Below are 16,998 nucleotides of genomic sequence, written 5' to 3'. Positions count from 1 at the left end.
GGTGCATTCGGCGCCGAGCGGACCTCACGGACCAATCAGGCCCAAGGGCCCGAAGGGTACGGAACATGAAAAAGGCGCGCCCGGGCTCGTGGCCCGGGCGCGCCGTGACGCGTACCCCTACAGCATGTCCGCCAGGAAATCGAAATCTCCCCCGGCGGCCTTCTTCAGCCTTCGGCGCTCGCGCTCGGAGAGTCCCCCCCAGATGCCGAAGCGTTCGTCATGCTCCAGCGCGTACTCCAGGCACTCCGCACGTACCTCGCACGACTGGCAGACCTTCTTCGCCTCCCGTGTCGAGCCGCCCTTCTCGGGGAAGAACGCCTCCGGGTCGGTCTGCGCGCACAGGGCACGTTCCTGCCAGCCCAGATCTTCGTCCGAGCCGTGCGCCAGCGGGATGACCTCGCTCATGCGCACCTCCTGTAGCCCCCCAATAGATGTCCCCGACCCTTTTCGTCCCCCAGGTCGGGTGGAAATCCCACATTGGAATTACACGCGTGCGCTTCACTGTGAGTCAAGCGCGCTGCGTGGTAATCCACTGAATATCATGTAACGAACCTCCAGCGGCAGGCCCGCGATGTCCGTTCTGTGGATTACCACGCAATTCACGTACCTTCCCAAGGCGTGGAGAGCGCGGCGATCAGGGCCGGTTCAGCGCTGGCCGTCGTTGCCGTACCAGTTCTGCTGGCCGTCGTTGCCGCCCTGTCCTTGCTGGTCAGAGCCGTATCCGGCACCGGAGCCGTACTGGGCGCCGTAGCCGCCGCCGCTCTGGTCGGCGGCCTCGGCCCCGTTGTTCTCACCGGAGTTAAAGAATGGTTCAACTCCGGGGGCGGCCTGGGGGTCCTGCCCCTGCTGGCCCTGGGCCTGGGCGGCCGGGTCCTGGTACCAGCCGTTGGCGATGGCGTCCTGGGCCTGCTGGTCGGCGGCGGGCTGCGGCGCGTACTGCGACGGGTCGTAGGCCTGGCCGTAGGCCGCCTGCTGCTGGGCGGCGGCGTCCTGACCGTAGGCGGCCTGCTGGCCGGAGGGGTCGTAGTTGTACGCCTGCTGCTGGCCGGAGGCGTCGTAGCCGTAGGCCTGCTGGGCACCGGTCCCGTACGCCTGCTGCTGAGCAGCCGCGTCGTAGCCGTAGGCCGCCTGCTGCTGCGCGGCGGGGTCGTAGCCGTAGGCCTGCTGGGCACCGGTCCCGTACGCCTGCTGCTGAGCAGCCGCGTCCTGGCCGTAGGCCGCCTGCTGCTGCGCGGCCGGGTCCTGGCCGTAGGCCTGCTGGGCACCGGTCCCGTACGCCTGCTGCTGAGCGGCCGCGTCCTGACCATAGGCGGCCTGCTGCTGCGCGGCGGCGTCGTAACCGTAGGCGGCCTGCTGCTGCGCGGCCGGGTCCTGGCCGTACGCCTGCTGGGCGGCGGCGTCGTAGCCGTAGGCCTGCTGCTGGGCGGCCGGGTCGACCGTCTGGTAGCCGGTCTGGGCGAAGGACTGCTGCGCACCGGTCGCGGGCGCGAACGGCTGCTGGTTGTACACCTGCTGCTGCGGCTGCGCGCGGGGGACCACGGTGGGGTCGTTGAAGATCTTGATCAGGTAGAACCCGAAGAAGCCGAGCACGGCGCCCTGCACCGCGCGGCCCAGGAACCCGGCGAAGGCGACGCCGCCCTCACCCGGACGAATGTCGATGAAACCGCTGATCAGGGCGATCAGGCAGAACAGCAGACCGACGCCGACCAGGATCATCGCGGTCAGGATGACCGGGAAGGAGCTGGGTCGGGTCCGCTCACTGGTCAGTACCAGGGCGATCGCGGCCGCGAGCAGAAGGGTGACGGTGAATCCGTAGAAGTCCCCGCCGTTCGCCACCATCGCCAACGGGAAGCTGTAGCCCTGCGCGCTGGAGCTGATGATCACCGAGATGAGCCCGGCCAGCATGTGGACGCCCAGGGCTCCCAGCAGGACCCAGGCCCCGGGCAGGCGCAGGCGGTCGAGTGTTTCGTTGTTCAAGAGAGGTTCCCCTCTGCTGCTTCGCCGTCGCGTCGGAGGAAGCTTGGCATATCGTCGGGCTGTCGGGTGAATCGGCCGGAATGCGCTCGAAAGGACGTGGGGACACCGAACGCGGGGCCGATGAAGTGGGATGGCGACCACCGCCCGAAGGTTCACACACCGTCGGTACCGGTTCGGTCACGCTGGATCGTACCCACGCAGGGGCAGACGACCCATACTCGCCCCCAGCCTGCCAGACTTGGGCGCATGCGGATAGTCGTACCGGCTGGCGGTATCGGCGGCGCGCGTTTCCTCCGTGGCCTCAAGGCCGCTATGGGAATCGACGCCGCGACCGAATCCGACCAGGCCACAGACCACCAGATCACCGTCATCGGGAACACCGGTGACGACATCACCCTCTTCGGTCTCCGGATCTGCCCGGATCTGGACACCGTCATGTACACCCTCGGCGGCGGGATCAACGAGGAACAGGGCTGGGGCCGCACCGACGAGACCTTCACGGTCAAGGAGGAGCTCGCGGCGTACGGGATGAAGCCCACCTGGTTCGGGCTGGGTGACCGCGACACCGCCACCCACATCGTCCGGGCTCAGATGATCGCCGCCGGATACCCGCTCTCCGCGATCACCGCGGCGCTGTGCGACCGCTGGCAGCCGGGCGTCCGCCTCCTCCCCATGACCGACGACCAGGTCGAGACGCACGTGATCGTCGACGACGAGGACGGGCGCCGGGCGATCCACTTCCAGGAGTGGTGGATCCGACACCGGGCCGCGCTGCCCGCCGAGCAGATCATCAGCATGGGCGCCGAGAAGGCCAAGCCCGCCCCCGGTGTGATCCGCGCCATCCGCAACGCCGACGCGGTGATCATCCCGCCGTCCAACCCCGTGGTGAGCGTGGGTTCCGTCCTCAACATCGAGGGCATCCGCGAGGCGATGGCGGGCAAGACCGTGGTGGGTGTCTCACCGATCATCGGCGGCGCCCCCGTGCGCGGCATGGCCGACGCCTGTCTGACCGCCATCGGTGTGGAGACCAGCGCGGGCGCGGTGGCCGAGCACCTCGGCTCCGACCTGCTGGACGGCTGGCTGGTGGACGAGGCCGACGCCGGCACCCGGGTGGACGGCGTGGAGGTACGGTCCCGCCCGCTGTACATGAACGACCCGGAGACCACCGAGGCGATCGCCCAGGCCGCCCTGGACCTGGCCGTCGAGCTCTCCGAGCGCGGGGAGCGGGCCCGGTGAGCATCGAGACGCGGACGGAGCGGAACCGGGTGGACGGACCACGGGTGAACGAGCTGCGGGTGCGCGGACTGCCCGGCATCCCCGAGGTGCGCGCGGGCGACGACCTGGCGGCACTGGTCACCGAGGCCGTGGCCGCTTCCGGCCAACCCCTCGTGGACGGCGACGTCCTGGTGGTCACCTCCAAGATCGTCAGCAAGGCCGAGGGGCGCTCCCAGCCGGGCGACGACCGTGAGGCCGCGATCGACGCCGAGACCGAGCGCGTGGTGGCGCGGATGGGCCACATCCGGATCGCCCAGCACCGGTCGGGCCTGGTCATGGCCGCCGCCGGGGTGGACGCCTCGAACGTCGCCCCGGGCACCGTGCTCCTGCTGCCCGAGGACCCCGACGCCTCCGCGCGCGCCCTGCGCGCCCGGCTGGCCGAGCTCCTGGGCGTGCGCGTGGGCGTGGTGGTCTCGGACACGTTCGGCCGCCCGTGGCGGATGGGCCAGACCGACGTGGCCATCGGCGCGGCCGGGATCACCCCGGTGCAGGACCTGCGGGGCACCACCGACGCCCAGGGCAACGTCATGGAGGCCACCATCAACGCGGTGGCCGACGAGGTGGCCGCCGCCGGTGAGCTGGTCAAGGGCAAGACCTCCGGGATTCCGGTGGCCGTGGTCTCGGGCCTGGTCGGGATGGTCACCGAGGAGGACGGCCCCGGAGCGGCGGAGCTGGTCCGCCCGGCCGACGACGACCTGTTCCGCTACGGCTCCAGGGACGTGGTGGCGGCCCGGCGGACGGTGCGCTCCTTCACCGACCGGCCGGTGGACCCGGCCCTGGTGCGCCGTGCGGTGGCCACCGCCGTGACCGCACCCGCCCCGCACCACACGACTCCCTGGCGCTTCGTCCTGGTGGAGTCGCCGGACACCCGCGAGCGGCTGCTCGACGCGATGCTCGCGGCCTGGGTGGAGGACCTGCGGCGGGACGGGTTCACCGAGGAGCAGATCGCGCGGCGGACCCGGCGCGGCGACGTGCTGCGCGGCGCTCCCACCCTGGTGGTGCCGTTCCTGGTCGCGGACGGCGCGCACCCGTATCCGGACGAGCGCCGTGCGGACGCCGAGCGGTCGATGTTCCTCGTGGCCATGGGCGCGGGCGTGCAGAGCCTGCTGGTGGGCCTGGCCATGGAGGGCCTGGGCTCGGCGTGGATCTCCTCCACGATGTTCTGCGCCGACGTGGTGCGCGAGGTCCTGGAGGTGCCCGAGGACTGGCGTCCGATGGGCGCGGTGGCCGTGGGCTACGCGGCCGAGGCGCCGAAGGAGCGCCCGCCCCGGGACCCGGACGCCTTCATGGTGGTCCGCTGACCCCCACGTCGGAGGCGGCGCGTCCTCCGTCGTGACCCGACCCCGTCCCGGCATGCTGGGGCGGGGTCGGGCCGTCGGGGGGAGCCGGGATGTCCGTTGAGCACTACGTGATCGTCACGCTGGTCGTGGTGGTCGCGGTCGTCGTGGGCCAGCTGGTCGCGGGGCGGATCAGGATCCCGGGAGCGGTGGTCCTGGTGATGCTGGGCATGCTCCTCGGGGTGGTGCCGTGGATGGACTCCATGGCCATCCCACCGGAGGTCGTCCTCCTGGTCTTCCTGCCGCCGCTGATCTACAACGCGGCGTTCTTCTCCTCCCCCAGGGACATGCGGGACCTGGCGCGGCCCATCATCGTGATGTCGGTGGGGATGACGTTGGCGACGGCGTTCGGCCTGGCCGCCGTCGTCCACCTGCTGATCCCGGACGCGGGCTGGCCGGCCGCGATCGCGCTGGGCGCGGCGATCGCGCCGACCGACGCCGTGGCGGCCTCCGCGATCCTCAAGCGGGCGGGCACCCCGCGCCGGGTGCTGACCATCCTGGAGGGCGAGTCCCTGATCAACGACGGGGTCGCCCTGACCATCTTCAGCCTGGCCGTCACCGCCATGATGCGTCCGCTCACCCCGGGGGACGCCCTCTTCGAACTGGGCAAGGTCGTGGTGGGCGGGCTCCTCTACGGGGCCGTGGTCGCGGTGGTGATCGCGTGGGGGCGTGGCCGCATCCAGGACCCCTCCCTCCAGCTGATGACGGTGCTCATCACCCCGTTCGTGGCCTACATCCCCTCCGAGATGGCGGGGTTCTCCGGGGTGCTGTCGGCGGTGGTGGCCGGGTTCTACCTGGGTACGCACGGCGAGGGTCTGCTGCCACCGCGGGTACGGGTGAGCGGGCAGACCATCTGGAGCACCCTGGTGAGCCTGTTGGAGGCGATGCTGTTCGTGCTCCTGGGCTTGCAGCTGGACTCCGTCGTGCGGTCGGTACGGGAGAACTTCGCGTTCGTGCAACTGCTGGTGGCGGCGCTCGTGGTGACGGTCACCGCGATGGTGCTGCGCATGGTGCTGATGTTGTTCCTGACGTCGTTGCAGCGCTTCGTGTCACGGTCCCGGTTGGACGTGTCGGGCTTCCGGGAGCGCGTGGCGATCGGCTGGAGCGGGATGCGCGGGGCGATCTCCCTGGCGATCGCGCTGTCGTTGCCCGCCACCCTGGGCGGGCAGGAGTTCTCCGAGCGGGGCGCGCTGATCTTCATCGCCGGCGTCGTCGTGATGGGCACGCTCGTGGGGCAGGGCACGACACTGCCGTGGCTGCTGCGCAGGCTGCGACTGACCGACGAGGGCACCCGTCACCGGGAGTTCCTGCGGGCCGAGTACGAGATGGACTGCGCCGCCGTGCGCAAGGTGGACGAGATGCTCACCGGGGGTGACCTCGACGACCGGTCGGCGGACGCCATGCGCGACAGGTTCAGCAAGCGGATCGGCCACGTGAAGGGGCTCCTGGACGGGGGCGGCCTCGACCGGGTGAAGGAGGACGCCCGGGACCGCAGGGAGACGCTCGCCCAGATCAACCAGGCCCGACGGGACTCCCTCACGTCCCTGTACCGCTCGGGGGACATCGACCACGACGTGTTCACGAAGCTCGCCCGGGACATGGACATCCGGGACAGCGGGAGCGGTCAGTACGGAATGTGACTGGTACCGGGTGCCCAAGAAAACCGCAAACTTTCCTAACCATTTCCGTTGACTGTCGCGGAACGTAACTTTAAAGTTTCCTAACAATTACCGGCTCACAGAGCACGCCTTCGTCACCCCGCTCGGCGAAAGGAACACTCCCCATGCTCAGCCCCCGTAAGACCAGGCTCGCGATCCTCAGCGGCCTCGCCGCGGTGGCCACCGCGTTCGTCACCTCGGTCGGCGCCCTGACCCCCGAACCCGCGCAGGCCTCGACCGCCCCCGTCGAGACCCAGCAGACCAGCCAGTGGCTCACCGGCTACTGGCACAACTTCAACAACGGCTCGACCGTGATGCCGCTCTCGGAGATCCCCGCCGAGTACAACCTCGTGGCGGTCGCCTTCGCGGACAACCATCCGCAGCTCGACGGCGGCATCACCTTCAACCTGGCCAGTGACGAGCTCAACGGCTACACCGACGCGCAGTTCCGCGAGGACATCGCCGCCATCCAGGCCCAGGGCCGCAAGGTGATCATCTCCGTGGGCGGCGAGCTCGGCCACGTGAACGTCACCAACCCCACCCAGGCGAAGAACTTCGCGGACACCACCCACGCGCTCATGCAGGACTACGGGTTCGACGGCGTGGACATCGACCTGGAGCACGGCATCAACGCCGAGCACATGACCAGCGCCCTGCGCGACCTCAGCGGCAAGGCGGGCCCCGGGCTCATCATCACGATGGCGCCCCAGACCATCGACTTCCAGAGCCCCAGCGCCGGGTACTACCAGCTGGCCAGCAACATCTCCGACATCCTCACCATCGTGAACATGCAGTACTACAACTCGGGCAGCATGCTCGGTTGTGACAGCAGCGTGTACCAGCAGGGCACCAGCGACTTCGTCGCCGCGCTGGCCTGCATCCAGCTGGAGATGGGCCTGAGCCCCGACCAGGTCGGCCTGGGCCTGCCCGCCGTGCCCTCCGCCGCCGGAGGCGGCTACCTCGCCCCGAGCGGGATCATCTCGGCCCTGGACTGCCTGGAGACCGGCACCAGCTGCGGTTCGTTCTCCCCCACCACCCCGTACGGGCCGATCGGCGGCGTGATGACCTGGTCCATCAACTGGGACGCCACCAACAACTACGCCTTCGCCAACGCCATCTCGGCCCGACTGCAGTAGCCCCCCGAACCCGCGGGTCCACTCCCTCCCCGCGGCCAGCGCCCCGTCGCCTCACTCCCATCCCCGACGGGCCGCGCGAGAAAAAGGGGCGGGACGCCACCCCCGGCGTCCCGCCCCTCCTTCGTGCCCCACTCCCGAGGAGTGGATCAGGCCCCCGCCGGGAAGGTCAGTTACCCCGCCCCCGTCTGAAAGGAAACCCATGGATCGTCTCTGGGACGTCGACCCCTCAGCACGCTTCGCGAGGCGTCTCGGCAGGACCGCGGCGGAACTCGGCGCCAGCAGGGACAACGACGACTGCCCCGAGATCTGGGAACTCGACAACGGCGACGTGGCCGTGGTCGGTCGCGACGCCACCGAACTCCTCCGCGACCGGCTTCCCGCGGATCTCAGGGTCGGCGGCGACGAGCGCCTGGTGGTCATCCCCGGGAGCATGCTCCGATCCGCCAAGGACGACATCCCCGACGCCTGACCCGGGGGTGCGGGGCGCTCTCGGGCGTCCCGCACCCCTCCGTGGCTGGTCAGGCCATGGGCAGCTGTGGGCGCAGGATGCTGGCGGCCACGCCGTCGCTGGCCTCCGCGACGCGGCGGCGCTCCTCCGGGACCGGCCCGTAGGTGGTGGTGCGCTGGCGGACCGGTCGGCCCGTGGGCTCGACCAGCGCCTTGATGTCGCTGATGGTCTTGTACGAACCCTGGCCGGAACCGGCCATGCGGCTGATGGTCTCCTCCATCAGGGTGCCGCCGACGTCGTTGACTCCCCCGCGCAGCAGCTGGCGGAAGGTGTCCTCGGCGAGCTTGACCCAGGAGCCCTGGATGTTGTCGATGCTCCCGTGCAGGAGGAGGCGGGCCAGGGCGTGCACCGCGCGGTTCTCCCGGACGGTCGGCCCCGTGCGGGCCAGCCCGGCGAGGTAGATCGGCGCGTTGGTGTGCACGAACGGCAGCGGGACGAACTCCGTGAAGCCCGGCCTGCCGTTGCGCTCCATCGACCGCTCCTGGAGCGAGCGCAGCAGCTTGATGTGCGCCACCCAGTGGTGCGGGGAGTCCACGTGCCCGTACATCATCGTCGACGTGGTCGGGATGCCCAGGTCGTGGGCGCTCGTGATGACCTCGATCCACTCGCTGGCGGGGAGCTTGCCCTTGGTCAGCACCCACCGGACCTCGTCGTCGAGGATCTCGGCGGCGGTCCCCGGGATGGACCCCAGCCCGGATTCGCGGGCGCGGGTCAGCCAGTCGCGCACCGACAGGTTGGTACGCGCGGCGCCGTTGACCACCTCCATCGGGCTGAAGGCGTGGACGTGCATGTCGGGGACGCGCTCGCGGACGGCGGCGGCGATGTCGAAGTAGGCGGTGCCGGGCAGGTCCGGGTGGATGCCGCCCTGCATGCACACCTCGGTGGCCCCGGCCTTCCAGGCCTCCTCGGCGCGGTCGGCCACCTGGTCGAGGGAGAGGGTGTAGGCGTCGGCGTCGGTGCGCCGCTGGGCGAAGGCGCAGAAGCGGCAGCCCGTGTAGCAGACGTTCGTGAAGTTGATGTTCCTGGTCACGACGTAGGTGACGTCGTCCCCGACGGTGTCGCGGCGGACCCGGTCGGCCAGGTCGGTGAGCGCGTCCAGGGCGTCGCCGTCGGCGTGCAGCAGGGCCAGCGCCTCGGAGTCGCCGAGTCCGGCCGGGTCGCTCTCGGCGCTGCGCAGGGCGGCGGCGATCTCGGGGTCCAGGCGTCGGGGCGCGGCTCCCTCGCGGTCCACACCGGAGGCGAGTTCGTCCCAGTCGCCGTAGACGGCGTCGAAGTCGCCGCGCCGGTCGCCGGTACGGCCCTCACCGTCGATCTCCGTGTGCAGGTCGGTGCGCCCCGAGGAGACCAGGACCGCCTCGGGCTCCTGCCAGGGACGGCCCACCAGGGGCGCGTCCGCACGGGCCAGGCCGGTCTCCGGGTCCACGAGCGCGTGGACGTGCTCGCGCAGACGCGGGTCGACCCAGGGTTCCCCCGCCCTGATGTACTCGGGGTACACCGTGAGGCGTTCGCGCAGGTCGAAGCCCTGGGCGGCGGTACGGGCCGCGAGGTCGTCGATCTGCGGCCAGGGGCGTTCGGGGTTGACGTGGTCGGCGGTGAGCGGGGAGACCCCGCCCCAGTCGTCGATACCCGCGCGGATCATCAGCTCGTACTCGTCCACGCCTCCCCGGTCCGCGCCGATGAGGTTGGGCGGGGCCTGTACGTGGGCCTTGGGGCCCATCACGAGACGGGTGACGGCGATGGTGGCGGCCATCATGTCGCGTTCGGCGTCGGGGCGGTGCATCATCGCGGTGTCCGGCTTGGCCCGGAAGTTCTGCACGATGACCTCCTGCACGCCGCCGTAGCGGCGGGAGACCCCGCGCATCGCGAAGATCGACTCGGCGCGGTCCGCGACCGTCTCACCGATCCCGAGCAGGATGCCGGTGGTGAAGGGGACGCTGGAGCGTCCGGCGTCCTCCAGGGTGCGCAGCCGTACGACGGGGTCCTTGTCGGGGCTGCCGTAGTGGGGCTGGCCCTTCTCGGTGAACAGCCGCCGGGAGGTGGTCTCCAGCATCATCCCCATGGAGGGGGCGACGGGCTTGAGCCGCTGGAGGTCGGACCAGGTCATCACCCCGGGGTTGAGGTGCGGGAGCAGCCCGGTCTCCTCCAGGATCATGATCGCCATGGCGCGCACGTAGGAGAGGGTGTCGTCGTAGCCGCGCGAGTTGAGCCACTCGGCGGCCTGCTTCCAGCGGTCCTCGGGCCGGTCGCCCAGGGTGATGAGGACTTCCTTGCAGCCCAGGGCGGCGCCCTCGCGGGCGATCTCCAGGACCTCGTCCGGCGACATGAAGGGCGCGTCCAGACGCCCGGGGACGGTGGCGAAGGTGCAGTAGTGGCAGCGGTCGCGGCACAGGCGGGTCAGGGGGACGAAGACCTTGCGGCTGTACGTGATGACGCCGGGGCGACCCGCCGCCTCCAGGCCCGCGTCGCGGACCCGTCCCGCGTACTCCAGGAGTTGGTCGAGGTTCTCGTCGCGGGCGTGCAGCAGCACCTCCGCCTCGGTGACGTCGAGGGTCTTGCCGTCCCGGGCGCGGGCCAGGGCCCTGCGCATGGCGGACGCGGTCGGTGTGGGAATGGGGGCAGGGTCGTTCGCACCACTCATAAGCGATCACCCTACGCGTCCGGCCGTTCCCGTTCGCGGGCGCCACCCGGTCGGGCCTGTGGACAACCCGGGAGGGCGGGGGTCCGCGGCATAGGCTTGGGGGGTGCTGACTCGGCTTCGACGGAACTCCTGGGTGCGCCTGGCCCTGCTCGCGCTGGTGTGCGCGTGCGCGGGCGCCGCCCTGTACGCCAACTGGACGCAGGCGCGGACCGCCGTGTCCGAGCTCCCGCTGTGGGTGCTGCCCGCCGCGGTGCTGGCGGGGATGCTGGGGCTGGCGGCGCAGATGATGGCGTGGCGCTCGTTGCTGGCCGGTCTGGGCTCGCCGTTGCCGACGGCGGCGGCCGCCCGGGTGATGTTCGTGGGCCAGCTCGGCAAGTACCTGCCGGGGTCGGTGTGGGCGTTCGTGGCCCAGGTGGAGCTGGCCCGTGACTGGAGGGTGCCGAGATCGCGCGGGGCGGCGGCGACCCTGCTGGCGATCGCCGTGACGGTGGCCGTGAGCCTGGCCGTGGCGGCGGTGGCCCTGCCGCTGTCCTCCGCCGAGGCGGCCCGGCGCTGGTGGTGGGCGCTGGCCGCCGCACCGCTGCTGCTGGTCTGTCTGCACCCGAGGGTGCTGGGGTGGGGGGTCCGGCTGGCGGCGCGCCCGTTCGCGCGGTTCCGTGAGGTGGCGGAGGCGGGTCCGCTGGAGATCGGCGGGCGTTCGGTCGCGGCGTCGGTGGCCTGGACCCTGGTGGCGTGGGTGCCGTTGGGCTCACACGTGTGGTTGCTGACCTGGGCCGTGGGTGGCGAGGCCCTGAGATCGGTGGGCCCGGCGGTGGGCGCCTACGCGCTCGCCTGGACGCTGGGGCTGCTGGTGGTGTTCGCACCCGCCGGGTTGGGCGTGCGCGAGGTGGTGCTGGTGGTGGCGCTGGCCCCGGTGGTGGACGCGGGCGCGGCCCTGGTGGTGGCGGTGCTGTCCCGGCTGGTGATGACGGTGGCGGACGTGGGTTGGGCGGGGTTGTCGCTCCTGCTGTCCGGACCGCCGGAGTCCGCTGCCGCCGATGCGGAAGGTGATGGGAGAGACGGGAGAGAGGGGAGAGAGGGGAGAGAGGGGAGACCCGTCCGGGGTTCGGGGTCGGCTCAGGAGCCGGGGGTGTCGGGCCCGGGTCCGAAGGCGCGCACGGGCTCCGAGCAGGACCCCGAGTAGGACCGCCCACCGGAAGGGGCGCCAGGGGCGGCCCGTCCACCGGTGATCCACGGGCCGGGCGGACACCGGGGCCGGGCGAAGCGAGACCCGGGGGCCGTACCGGGCTTCACGTGGTTCAAGGGCCGGGCGGGCACCGGAGCCGGGCAGAGTAGGGGCTCCGGGGTCCGCGCGAGGCCAGGCCCGGACCAGCGTCCGCGAAGGAGTCGTCTCCGGCACGAGGAGGCCCGGGAGCCGAGGGAACCGGGCACGGGGCCCGAAGGCGGACCGTGAGCCCGGTGCGCCCGGAGCGGGGTCCGCGAAGGCCGGGAACACCCGTGCAACAAAACAGGAAAGAAACCTTCCTTTGCGCGTGGGTGCGGCCTATGCTCATGCCGTATGAACTGGGCCCCCCGCTTCCCACGTGTCCTGTCCGCCCTCGCCGTGACCCTCACACTGGCACCGGCCACCCTCGGCGCGGCCGATCCGGCGGCCGATCCCACCCCCGAAGGCCCCTCCCACGCGTACGTGAAGCCCGCCGAGGTGGCGTGTGACCAGGGCGCCGGAACCCTCACCGTGGTGGGTCAGCTCTTCCCCGTGGTGAGCGACTCCCCCGACGGCCAACCCGAGTTCTCCCTGAGTCTGGCCGCCGAGCTCGCGTCCGAGGAGGAGACCGAGGACGAGACCGAGGACGAGACCGAGGGAGAGGAGGGGACGGCCGACCTCGAACTCGAACTGGTGCCGAACCCCGAGCCGCTGCCCGGGATCAGCGCCGAGGAGATGGGCGCGGCCGCCGAACGTGCCGGAACCCTCACCGCCACGCTCTCCGGCAGCGACGGCAGGCTGCTGACCGGTGACGATCCGCCCGCCCTGGCCTGGGAGGACTGGGAGCCGCCGCTGGGCTTCTACGAGGTGCGCGTGGCCACCGAGACCTTCGCCCTACCCGGGTTCGGGGACTGCTCGGTGACCGCCGCGACCCCGGTGAGCAGCGTCCAGGTGGGTACCGAGGACGAACTGGAGGAGCAGCGGGCATCGGGCGTGGACGAGTCCTCCGGCCTGCGCGAGTACCTCCCGTGGGTCCTCCTGGGCGTGGGTGTGCTCGGCGCCGTCTGCATGCTGGTGCCCGCCGTGCTCCACCTGCGCCGCCGCCGGGCGTCCTGAGGTCAGGCGGACAGCAGCCGGTCGGTGTAGGCCCTCCAGTACGGTTCGGCGTCCACCGGCCGGACTCCCGCTCTGAGCCGGGCGGGCGTGCCCGGCTCGTAGAAGGCGGCCAGCGCCCGGGCGAGGTCGGCGGTGTCCCCCGGTTCGCAGAGCAGCCCGTCCACACCGTCGCGCACGTGGTCCGCAAGGGTGCCCGCACGGGTGGCGATCACCGGCAGACCGTGTTCGTGCGCCAGCCACACGTTCTGGGTGGCGGTGGCGGACCGGTAGGGCAGCACCAGGGCGTCGGCCCCGGCGAGCAGCCCTGGCAGCTCGTCGGCGGGCACGTACCCCTCGCGGAACCGGACCCGGTCGGCCACGCCGAGCTCCTTGGCCAGGTCGGCCAGGTCGGCGGACCCTCCCCAGAACTCACCGGCGACGGTCAGGGTGACGTCCTGTGGAGCCCCCTCGGCCAGCGCGCGCAGCAGTACGTCCACCCCCTTGTACGGGCGGACGATCCCGAAGAACAGCAGGCTCCGGTGCTCCTCCGCCCCTCCGGCGGGCGCCCCGCCGGTGTCGGGCAGGTGCGGCGGCATCTCCGCGACCACGGGGCGCGGTCGGCCGGGGCCGAGCAGCCCCTCGGCGAGGCGGCCCTGTTCGGCGGAGTGGGTGAGCACCCCGTCCACCCGGCGCAGCAACGCGCGGACCAGGGAGACGTCCACCGCCCGGCGCTCGTGCGGCAGCACGTTGTGGCACAGCGCCACCACCCGGGTCCCCCGCCTCCGGGACCTGATCCCGGCGAGGAGGCCGAGGTAGGCGGGCACCTGCACCGGTGAGAACAGGGTGAGCACCACCAGGGCGTTCTCGTCCGCGAGCCGGCGTCCCGTGCACCACCAGCCGTCCGGCCGGTACCAGGCCAGATCGTGGCGGGTGTCCGGGTAGGGCTCCCCCTCGGGGTCGGTGATGGTCTGCGTGCCCGGGTAGAGCGCCGCCGGGTACTGCGCCCGCCACGACTCGATACCCGTCTCGTGGCCGAGGCCGCTCAGCCGGTGCGCGAGTTCGGTGGTGTGCCGGGCCCCGCCGCCCTTGTAGGGGTGCGCGGGTCCCACGAGGGTGGTCCTGCCGGTCACGGGTGCTCCCTGGAACGGACGATGAGGTCGGCCAGGAGCGCGATCGCCGCGATGATCAGCCCGGTCATCAGGATCATGACGGTGTTGTTGGGCATGTAGAGCGGGTTGCGGACCTGGTCGTAGACGAACTTGGCCGCCCCGATCCCCAGCAGCCACAGGGCGGGCGGCATGAGGACCTTGAGCGGGTTGAAGTACATGACCATGCGCAGCACCTGGAGGATGTACCGGTAGGCGTCGCGCACGAAGTGGAACTTGGACGTGCCCGCCCGCTTGGCGTACTCGATGGGCACGTACCTCAGCGGGTGCTGGTTGGACAGGAACGCCAGCGTGATGGTGGTGACGCAGGAGAACCCCGGGGGCAGCAGCCGCAGGTAGGGGCGGGCCACGTCCCGGCGGAACACCCGGAGCCCGGAGTTGAGGTCGGGGATGCGGGTGTTGGTGAGGCGTTCCGCGACCTTCCGGATCATCCACTTGGCGGGGACCCGCAGCGCCTTGTGCGATCCCATCTCCTGGGTGCGCGCGCCCACGACCTGGTCGATCTCCGGGTCGTTGTCGAGCATGGCGACGAACTCGGGGATGCGCTCGTTGGGGTAGCTCATGTCGGCGTCGGTCCACACCACGAACTCGCCGCGCGCCCGCTGGCTGCCGATCCGCCGCACGGTGCCCGCGCCGCCGTTGTGGCCGAAGGGGACCACCCGCATGTGCGGGAAGAGGCCCTCCACCTCGCGCAGCCGGGTCAGGGTCGCGTCGGTGGAGGCGTCGTCGACGGCGAGCAGTTCGTACCCGTACCCCGAGGAGTCCATCGCCGAACAGATCCGTTTGATCTCGTCGACGACGTGCTCCTCCTCGTTGTAGCAGGGGAGGACGATCGTGACCCGCACCGGCGGGGCGTCGTGCTCCGGGGCTCGGCCTTGGGCGTCTGCGTGGCTCATGGTCCTTCTCAGCGGGGTGGTCGGGGAGGAGTGGGTCTCACGCCGGATCGTTCGTGGCGGGCAGGACGGCGGTCCACACGCTGCCGTTGAAGGTCCAGTGTCCGGTCGGGGGTTCCATGAGGGTACTGGGGTCCATCCGGGCGACGACGTGGAAGTGCCGTTGGGGTTCCACGGCGGAGTCGGTGAGCGCGTCGAGCGGTTCCCAGTCGGGGGCGGCCAGCACCGCGTCCCGGCCCCGCTGGTGCACGGCGGCGACGACCCTGTCCACCGCCTCCGGGGAGGGGTCGTCCAGGGCGGCGGTGGGCACACCGCAGACGTTGCGCAGCAGCGGCATGTAGTTGCCCGCCATCCCGGAGTCGACCACGATGACCGAGGCGTCGGGTGGCAGGGACGCGCAGAGGTCCTCCGTCGCCGCCACGGTGCCCACGTCCTGCCGGTACCCCATGATCCCCGACGCCGAGGTGATCGCGCCGGGCCCGAGCATGGCGACCGCGGAGCCGGCTGCCACCACGACCGGGAGGGTGCGGACCATCGAGGTGGCGCGGGTGTGGCGGACGGAGTTCTCGCAGTAGCGGGTCAGCCAGGCCAGGAACCAGACCGCGAACAGCACGAACGCGGGGATCACCAGCACGATCAGGCGCCTGCTGGCCCAGGGGTGGTCAGGTGTGATGGCGGGGCGCAGGAGCGTGGTGGAGACCGTCCACACGAGCAGCATGGCGGGCAGCAGCCACTGGAGGTCGCGGCGCAGGGTGAGGCGGCGCAGGACCAGGGCCACGCCCAGGGAGGCGAACAGCACGGTGCTCAGGCCCACGTACCAGCCCACCCAGTACAGGCTCATGTCGTAGTAGGTGCGGCTGCCCTCGATCGGCAGTCCCTCGATCTCCTGGACGGAGGCCACCCACTGGTCGGTGAAGTCGCTGCCGTGCCCGTAGTCCGGCCAGAGCAGTGGGCGGACGGCGAAGCCGACCATGACGAGCAGCGCGAGGAGCGCCATCGCGTTGGGCAGCCAGCGGACCCGTTCGGTGTGCGGCAGCCCGAACCGCCACAGGGCGGCGGTGAGCGCGACGGTGGCTCCGATGACGGCGGCGCTGATGAGCAGGAGGGGGTTCAGGGAGTCGGACAGGTACTCCAGGTACGGCAGTGAGTAGCCGTACCCCGCGACCAGCCCGTAGCCCACGCCCACGCCGAGCCCGGTGAGCAGGGGAAGCGCCTGCCCGCGCCGGGCGACCAGCAGCAGGCCGACGAAGCCCACCACCGGCAGGAGGTCGCGGATCGCGTCGATGCGCACCAGCACGCCGAGGCCGAACACCAGCCCGGCCACCAGTGCCAGCGCCTGGGGTGCTCCCCAGCGGTCGGTGAGGGACCGTCGGCGGCTCAGGGCGTCGAAGGCGAGGACCATGCCGCCCAGGAGCAGGATCTGCGCGAGGGGCTCGCTGTAGGTGAACCGGCTGACCCACTGCTGGGGCAGGCAGATCGCCAGGATCAGGGCGGCCAGCGGGGCCCAGCGCGCGCCGACCAGACGGGCGGTGAGACCCGCGAAGGTGAGCACGCCCAGTGCGCCCAGCACCGGGGTGGTGACCAGCATGCCGTCCAGCCCGCCGAGCCAGTAGCCGACCGCCAGCACCAGTGGCGCCCCGGCCATGAACTGCGGCCAGATGACGTCGTCGCGCTGGTAGTGGGCGAGGCTCTGGTAGCTCAGGGCCGGGTCGTCGCCCGCGATGAGCTCGCGCTGCTGCGGGATGGGCAGGAAGCCGTTCTCCGCGATCCAGGCCGTGTACATGGCGTAGGAGGCCGGGTCCCGCCGGATCACCAGGGCCTCGGCGTGGTAGGCGATCTGGACGGCGGCGAAGCCCACGGTGACGAGCAGGACCGCGACCACCGGCCACCAGGGCACGTCCTCCTCGTCCGGCGGGTCCGGGAGCAGGCGCGGCACCAGGGCGCACGCCGCGACCACGGCGGGCAGTCCCAGGACGAGTCCGGCCAGCGGGGTGAACTGGCCGAGGACCAGCAAGGGGAAGGCGACGAGGAGCCAGGCCGAGAGGGCGATCGCGGGGAGCGCGGTCACACGGGCGAGGAGCCGTCCGGGAAGCAGGCGCATGAAGGCAACT

At 71.5% G+C, this 16,998-nt stretch carries 12 protein-coding genes and 1 pseudogene; 7 read left to right on the top strand and 6 right to left on the bottom strand.

Annotated elements, in window-relative coordinates:
• Positions 1 to 117: 117 nt before the first annotated feature.
• Both AC0VYM_RS05510 and AC0VYM_RS05505 read right to left on the bottom strand, forming a co-directional pair.
• Positions 118 to 405 carry a WhiB family transcriptional regulator gene (locus AC0VYM_RS05510; protein ID WP_014908913.1) on the bottom strand — a complete coding sequence of 96 codons (288 nt, stop codon included), beginning with the start codon at positions 403 to 405 and terminating at the stop codon, positions 118 to 120.
• A gap of 240 nt (positions 406 to 645) precedes the next feature.
• The gene (locus AC0VYM_RS05505) at positions 646 to 1,977 is read right to left on the bottom strand and encodes a hypothetical protein (protein ID WP_475459669.1); all 1,332 of its coding nucleotides are present in this window, start codon (positions 1,975 to 1,977) and stop codon (positions 646 to 648) included.
• Between the two features lie 246 nt (positions 1,978 to 2,223).
• Here AC0VYM_RS05505 and cofD point away from each other — a divergent pair, with 246 nt between their 5' ends.
• The 5 genes and pseudogenes from cofD to AC0VYM_RS05480 all read left to right on the top strand — a co-directional run bounded on the left by cofD (position 2,224) and on the right by AC0VYM_RS05480 (position 7,852).
• Positions 2,224 to 3,213, top strand: coding sequence for a 2-phospho-L-lactate transferase (gene cofD, locus AC0VYM_RS05500; RefSeq protein WP_475459667.1), 990 nt, complete (start codon positions 2,224 to 2,226; stop codon positions 3,211 to 3,213).
• Complete coding sequence (locus tag AC0VYM_RS05495) at positions 3,210 to 4,553, top strand: coenzyme F420-0:L-glutamate ligase (protein WP_475459664.1); 1,344 nt, start codon at positions 3,210 to 3,212, stop codon at positions 4,551 to 4,553. Before cofD ends, AC0VYM_RS05495 begins: the two co-directional genes overlap by 4 nt.
• A gap of 89 nt (positions 4,554 to 4,642) precedes the next feature.
• Positions 4,643 to 6,229: a Na+/H+ antiporter gene (locus AC0VYM_RS05490; RefSeq protein WP_475459662.1), complete on the top strand. Its 1,587-nt coding sequence runs from the start codon at positions 4,643 to 4,645 to the stop codon at positions 6,227 to 6,229.
• 143 nt (positions 6,230 to 6,372) lie between these two features.
• Positions 6,373 to 7,377: pseudogene (locus AC0VYM_RS05485) on the top strand (chitinase); the annotation flags it as partial.
• 205 nt (positions 7,378 to 7,582) lie between these two features.
• Positions 7,583 to 7,852 (top strand): hypothetical protein, encoded by a 270-nt coding sequence (locus AC0VYM_RS05480; protein ID WP_475459659.1) that lies wholly within the window; start codon positions 7,583 to 7,585, stop codon positions 7,850 to 7,852.
• A gap of 49 nt (positions 7,853 to 7,901) precedes the next feature.
• Here the strand turns inward: AC0VYM_RS05480 and AC0VYM_RS05475 are convergent, their stop codons facing one another.
• Positions 7,902 to 10,529, bottom strand: coding sequence for a bifunctional FO biosynthesis protein CofGH (locus AC0VYM_RS05475; RefSeq protein ID WP_475459656.1), 2,628 nt, complete (start codon positions 10,527 to 10,529; stop codon positions 7,902 to 7,904).
• Between the two features lie 103 nt (positions 10,530 to 10,632).
• On the opposite strand from AC0VYM_RS05475, the gene AC0VYM_RS05470 reads away from it, so the two are divergent.
• A complete protein-coding gene (locus AC0VYM_RS05470) occupies positions 10,633 to 11,712 on the top strand; it encodes a lysylphosphatidylglycerol synthase domain-containing protein (protein WP_475459654.1) in 1,080 nt (359 codons plus the stop codon).
• 375 nt (positions 11,713 to 12,087) lie between these two features.
• Positions 12,088 to 12,849: a hypothetical protein gene (locus AC0VYM_RS05465; protein WP_475459651.1), complete on the top strand. Its 762-nt coding sequence runs from the start codon at positions 12,088 to 12,090 to the stop codon at positions 12,847 to 12,849.
• Between the two features lie 2 nt (positions 12,850 to 12,851).
• Here AC0VYM_RS05465 and AC0VYM_RS05460 read toward each other — a convergent pair whose 3' ends face one another.
• The 3 genes from AC0VYM_RS05460 to AC0VYM_RS05450 are packed head-to-tail and all read right to left on the bottom strand — an operon-like array spanning position 12,852 to position 16,988.
• Complete coding sequence (locus AC0VYM_RS05460) at positions 12,852 to 13,958, bottom strand: glycosyltransferase family 4 protein (RefSeq protein WP_475459649.1); 1,107 nt, start codon at positions 13,956 to 13,958, stop codon at positions 12,852 to 12,854.
• Positions 13,955 to 14,890 (bottom strand): glycosyltransferase family 2 protein, encoded by a 936-nt coding sequence (locus tag AC0VYM_RS05455; RefSeq protein WP_475459647.1) that lies wholly within the window; start codon positions 14,888 to 14,890, stop codon positions 13,955 to 13,957. The genes AC0VYM_RS05460 and AC0VYM_RS05455 overlap by 4 nt, the downstream gene beginning before the upstream one ends.
• A gap of 37 nt (positions 14,891 to 14,927) precedes the next feature.
• Positions 14,928 to 16,988, bottom strand: coding sequence for a hypothetical protein (locus AC0VYM_RS05450; RefSeq protein WP_475459645.1), 2,061 nt, complete (start codon positions 16,986 to 16,988; stop codon positions 14,928 to 14,930).
• Positions 16,989 to 16,998 lie beyond the last annotated feature (10 nt).

The sequence above is a fragment of the Nocardiopsis sp. iso_237 genome (assembly GCF_056173345.1).
This window is presented reverse-complemented; position numbering and strand designations above follow the sequence as displayed.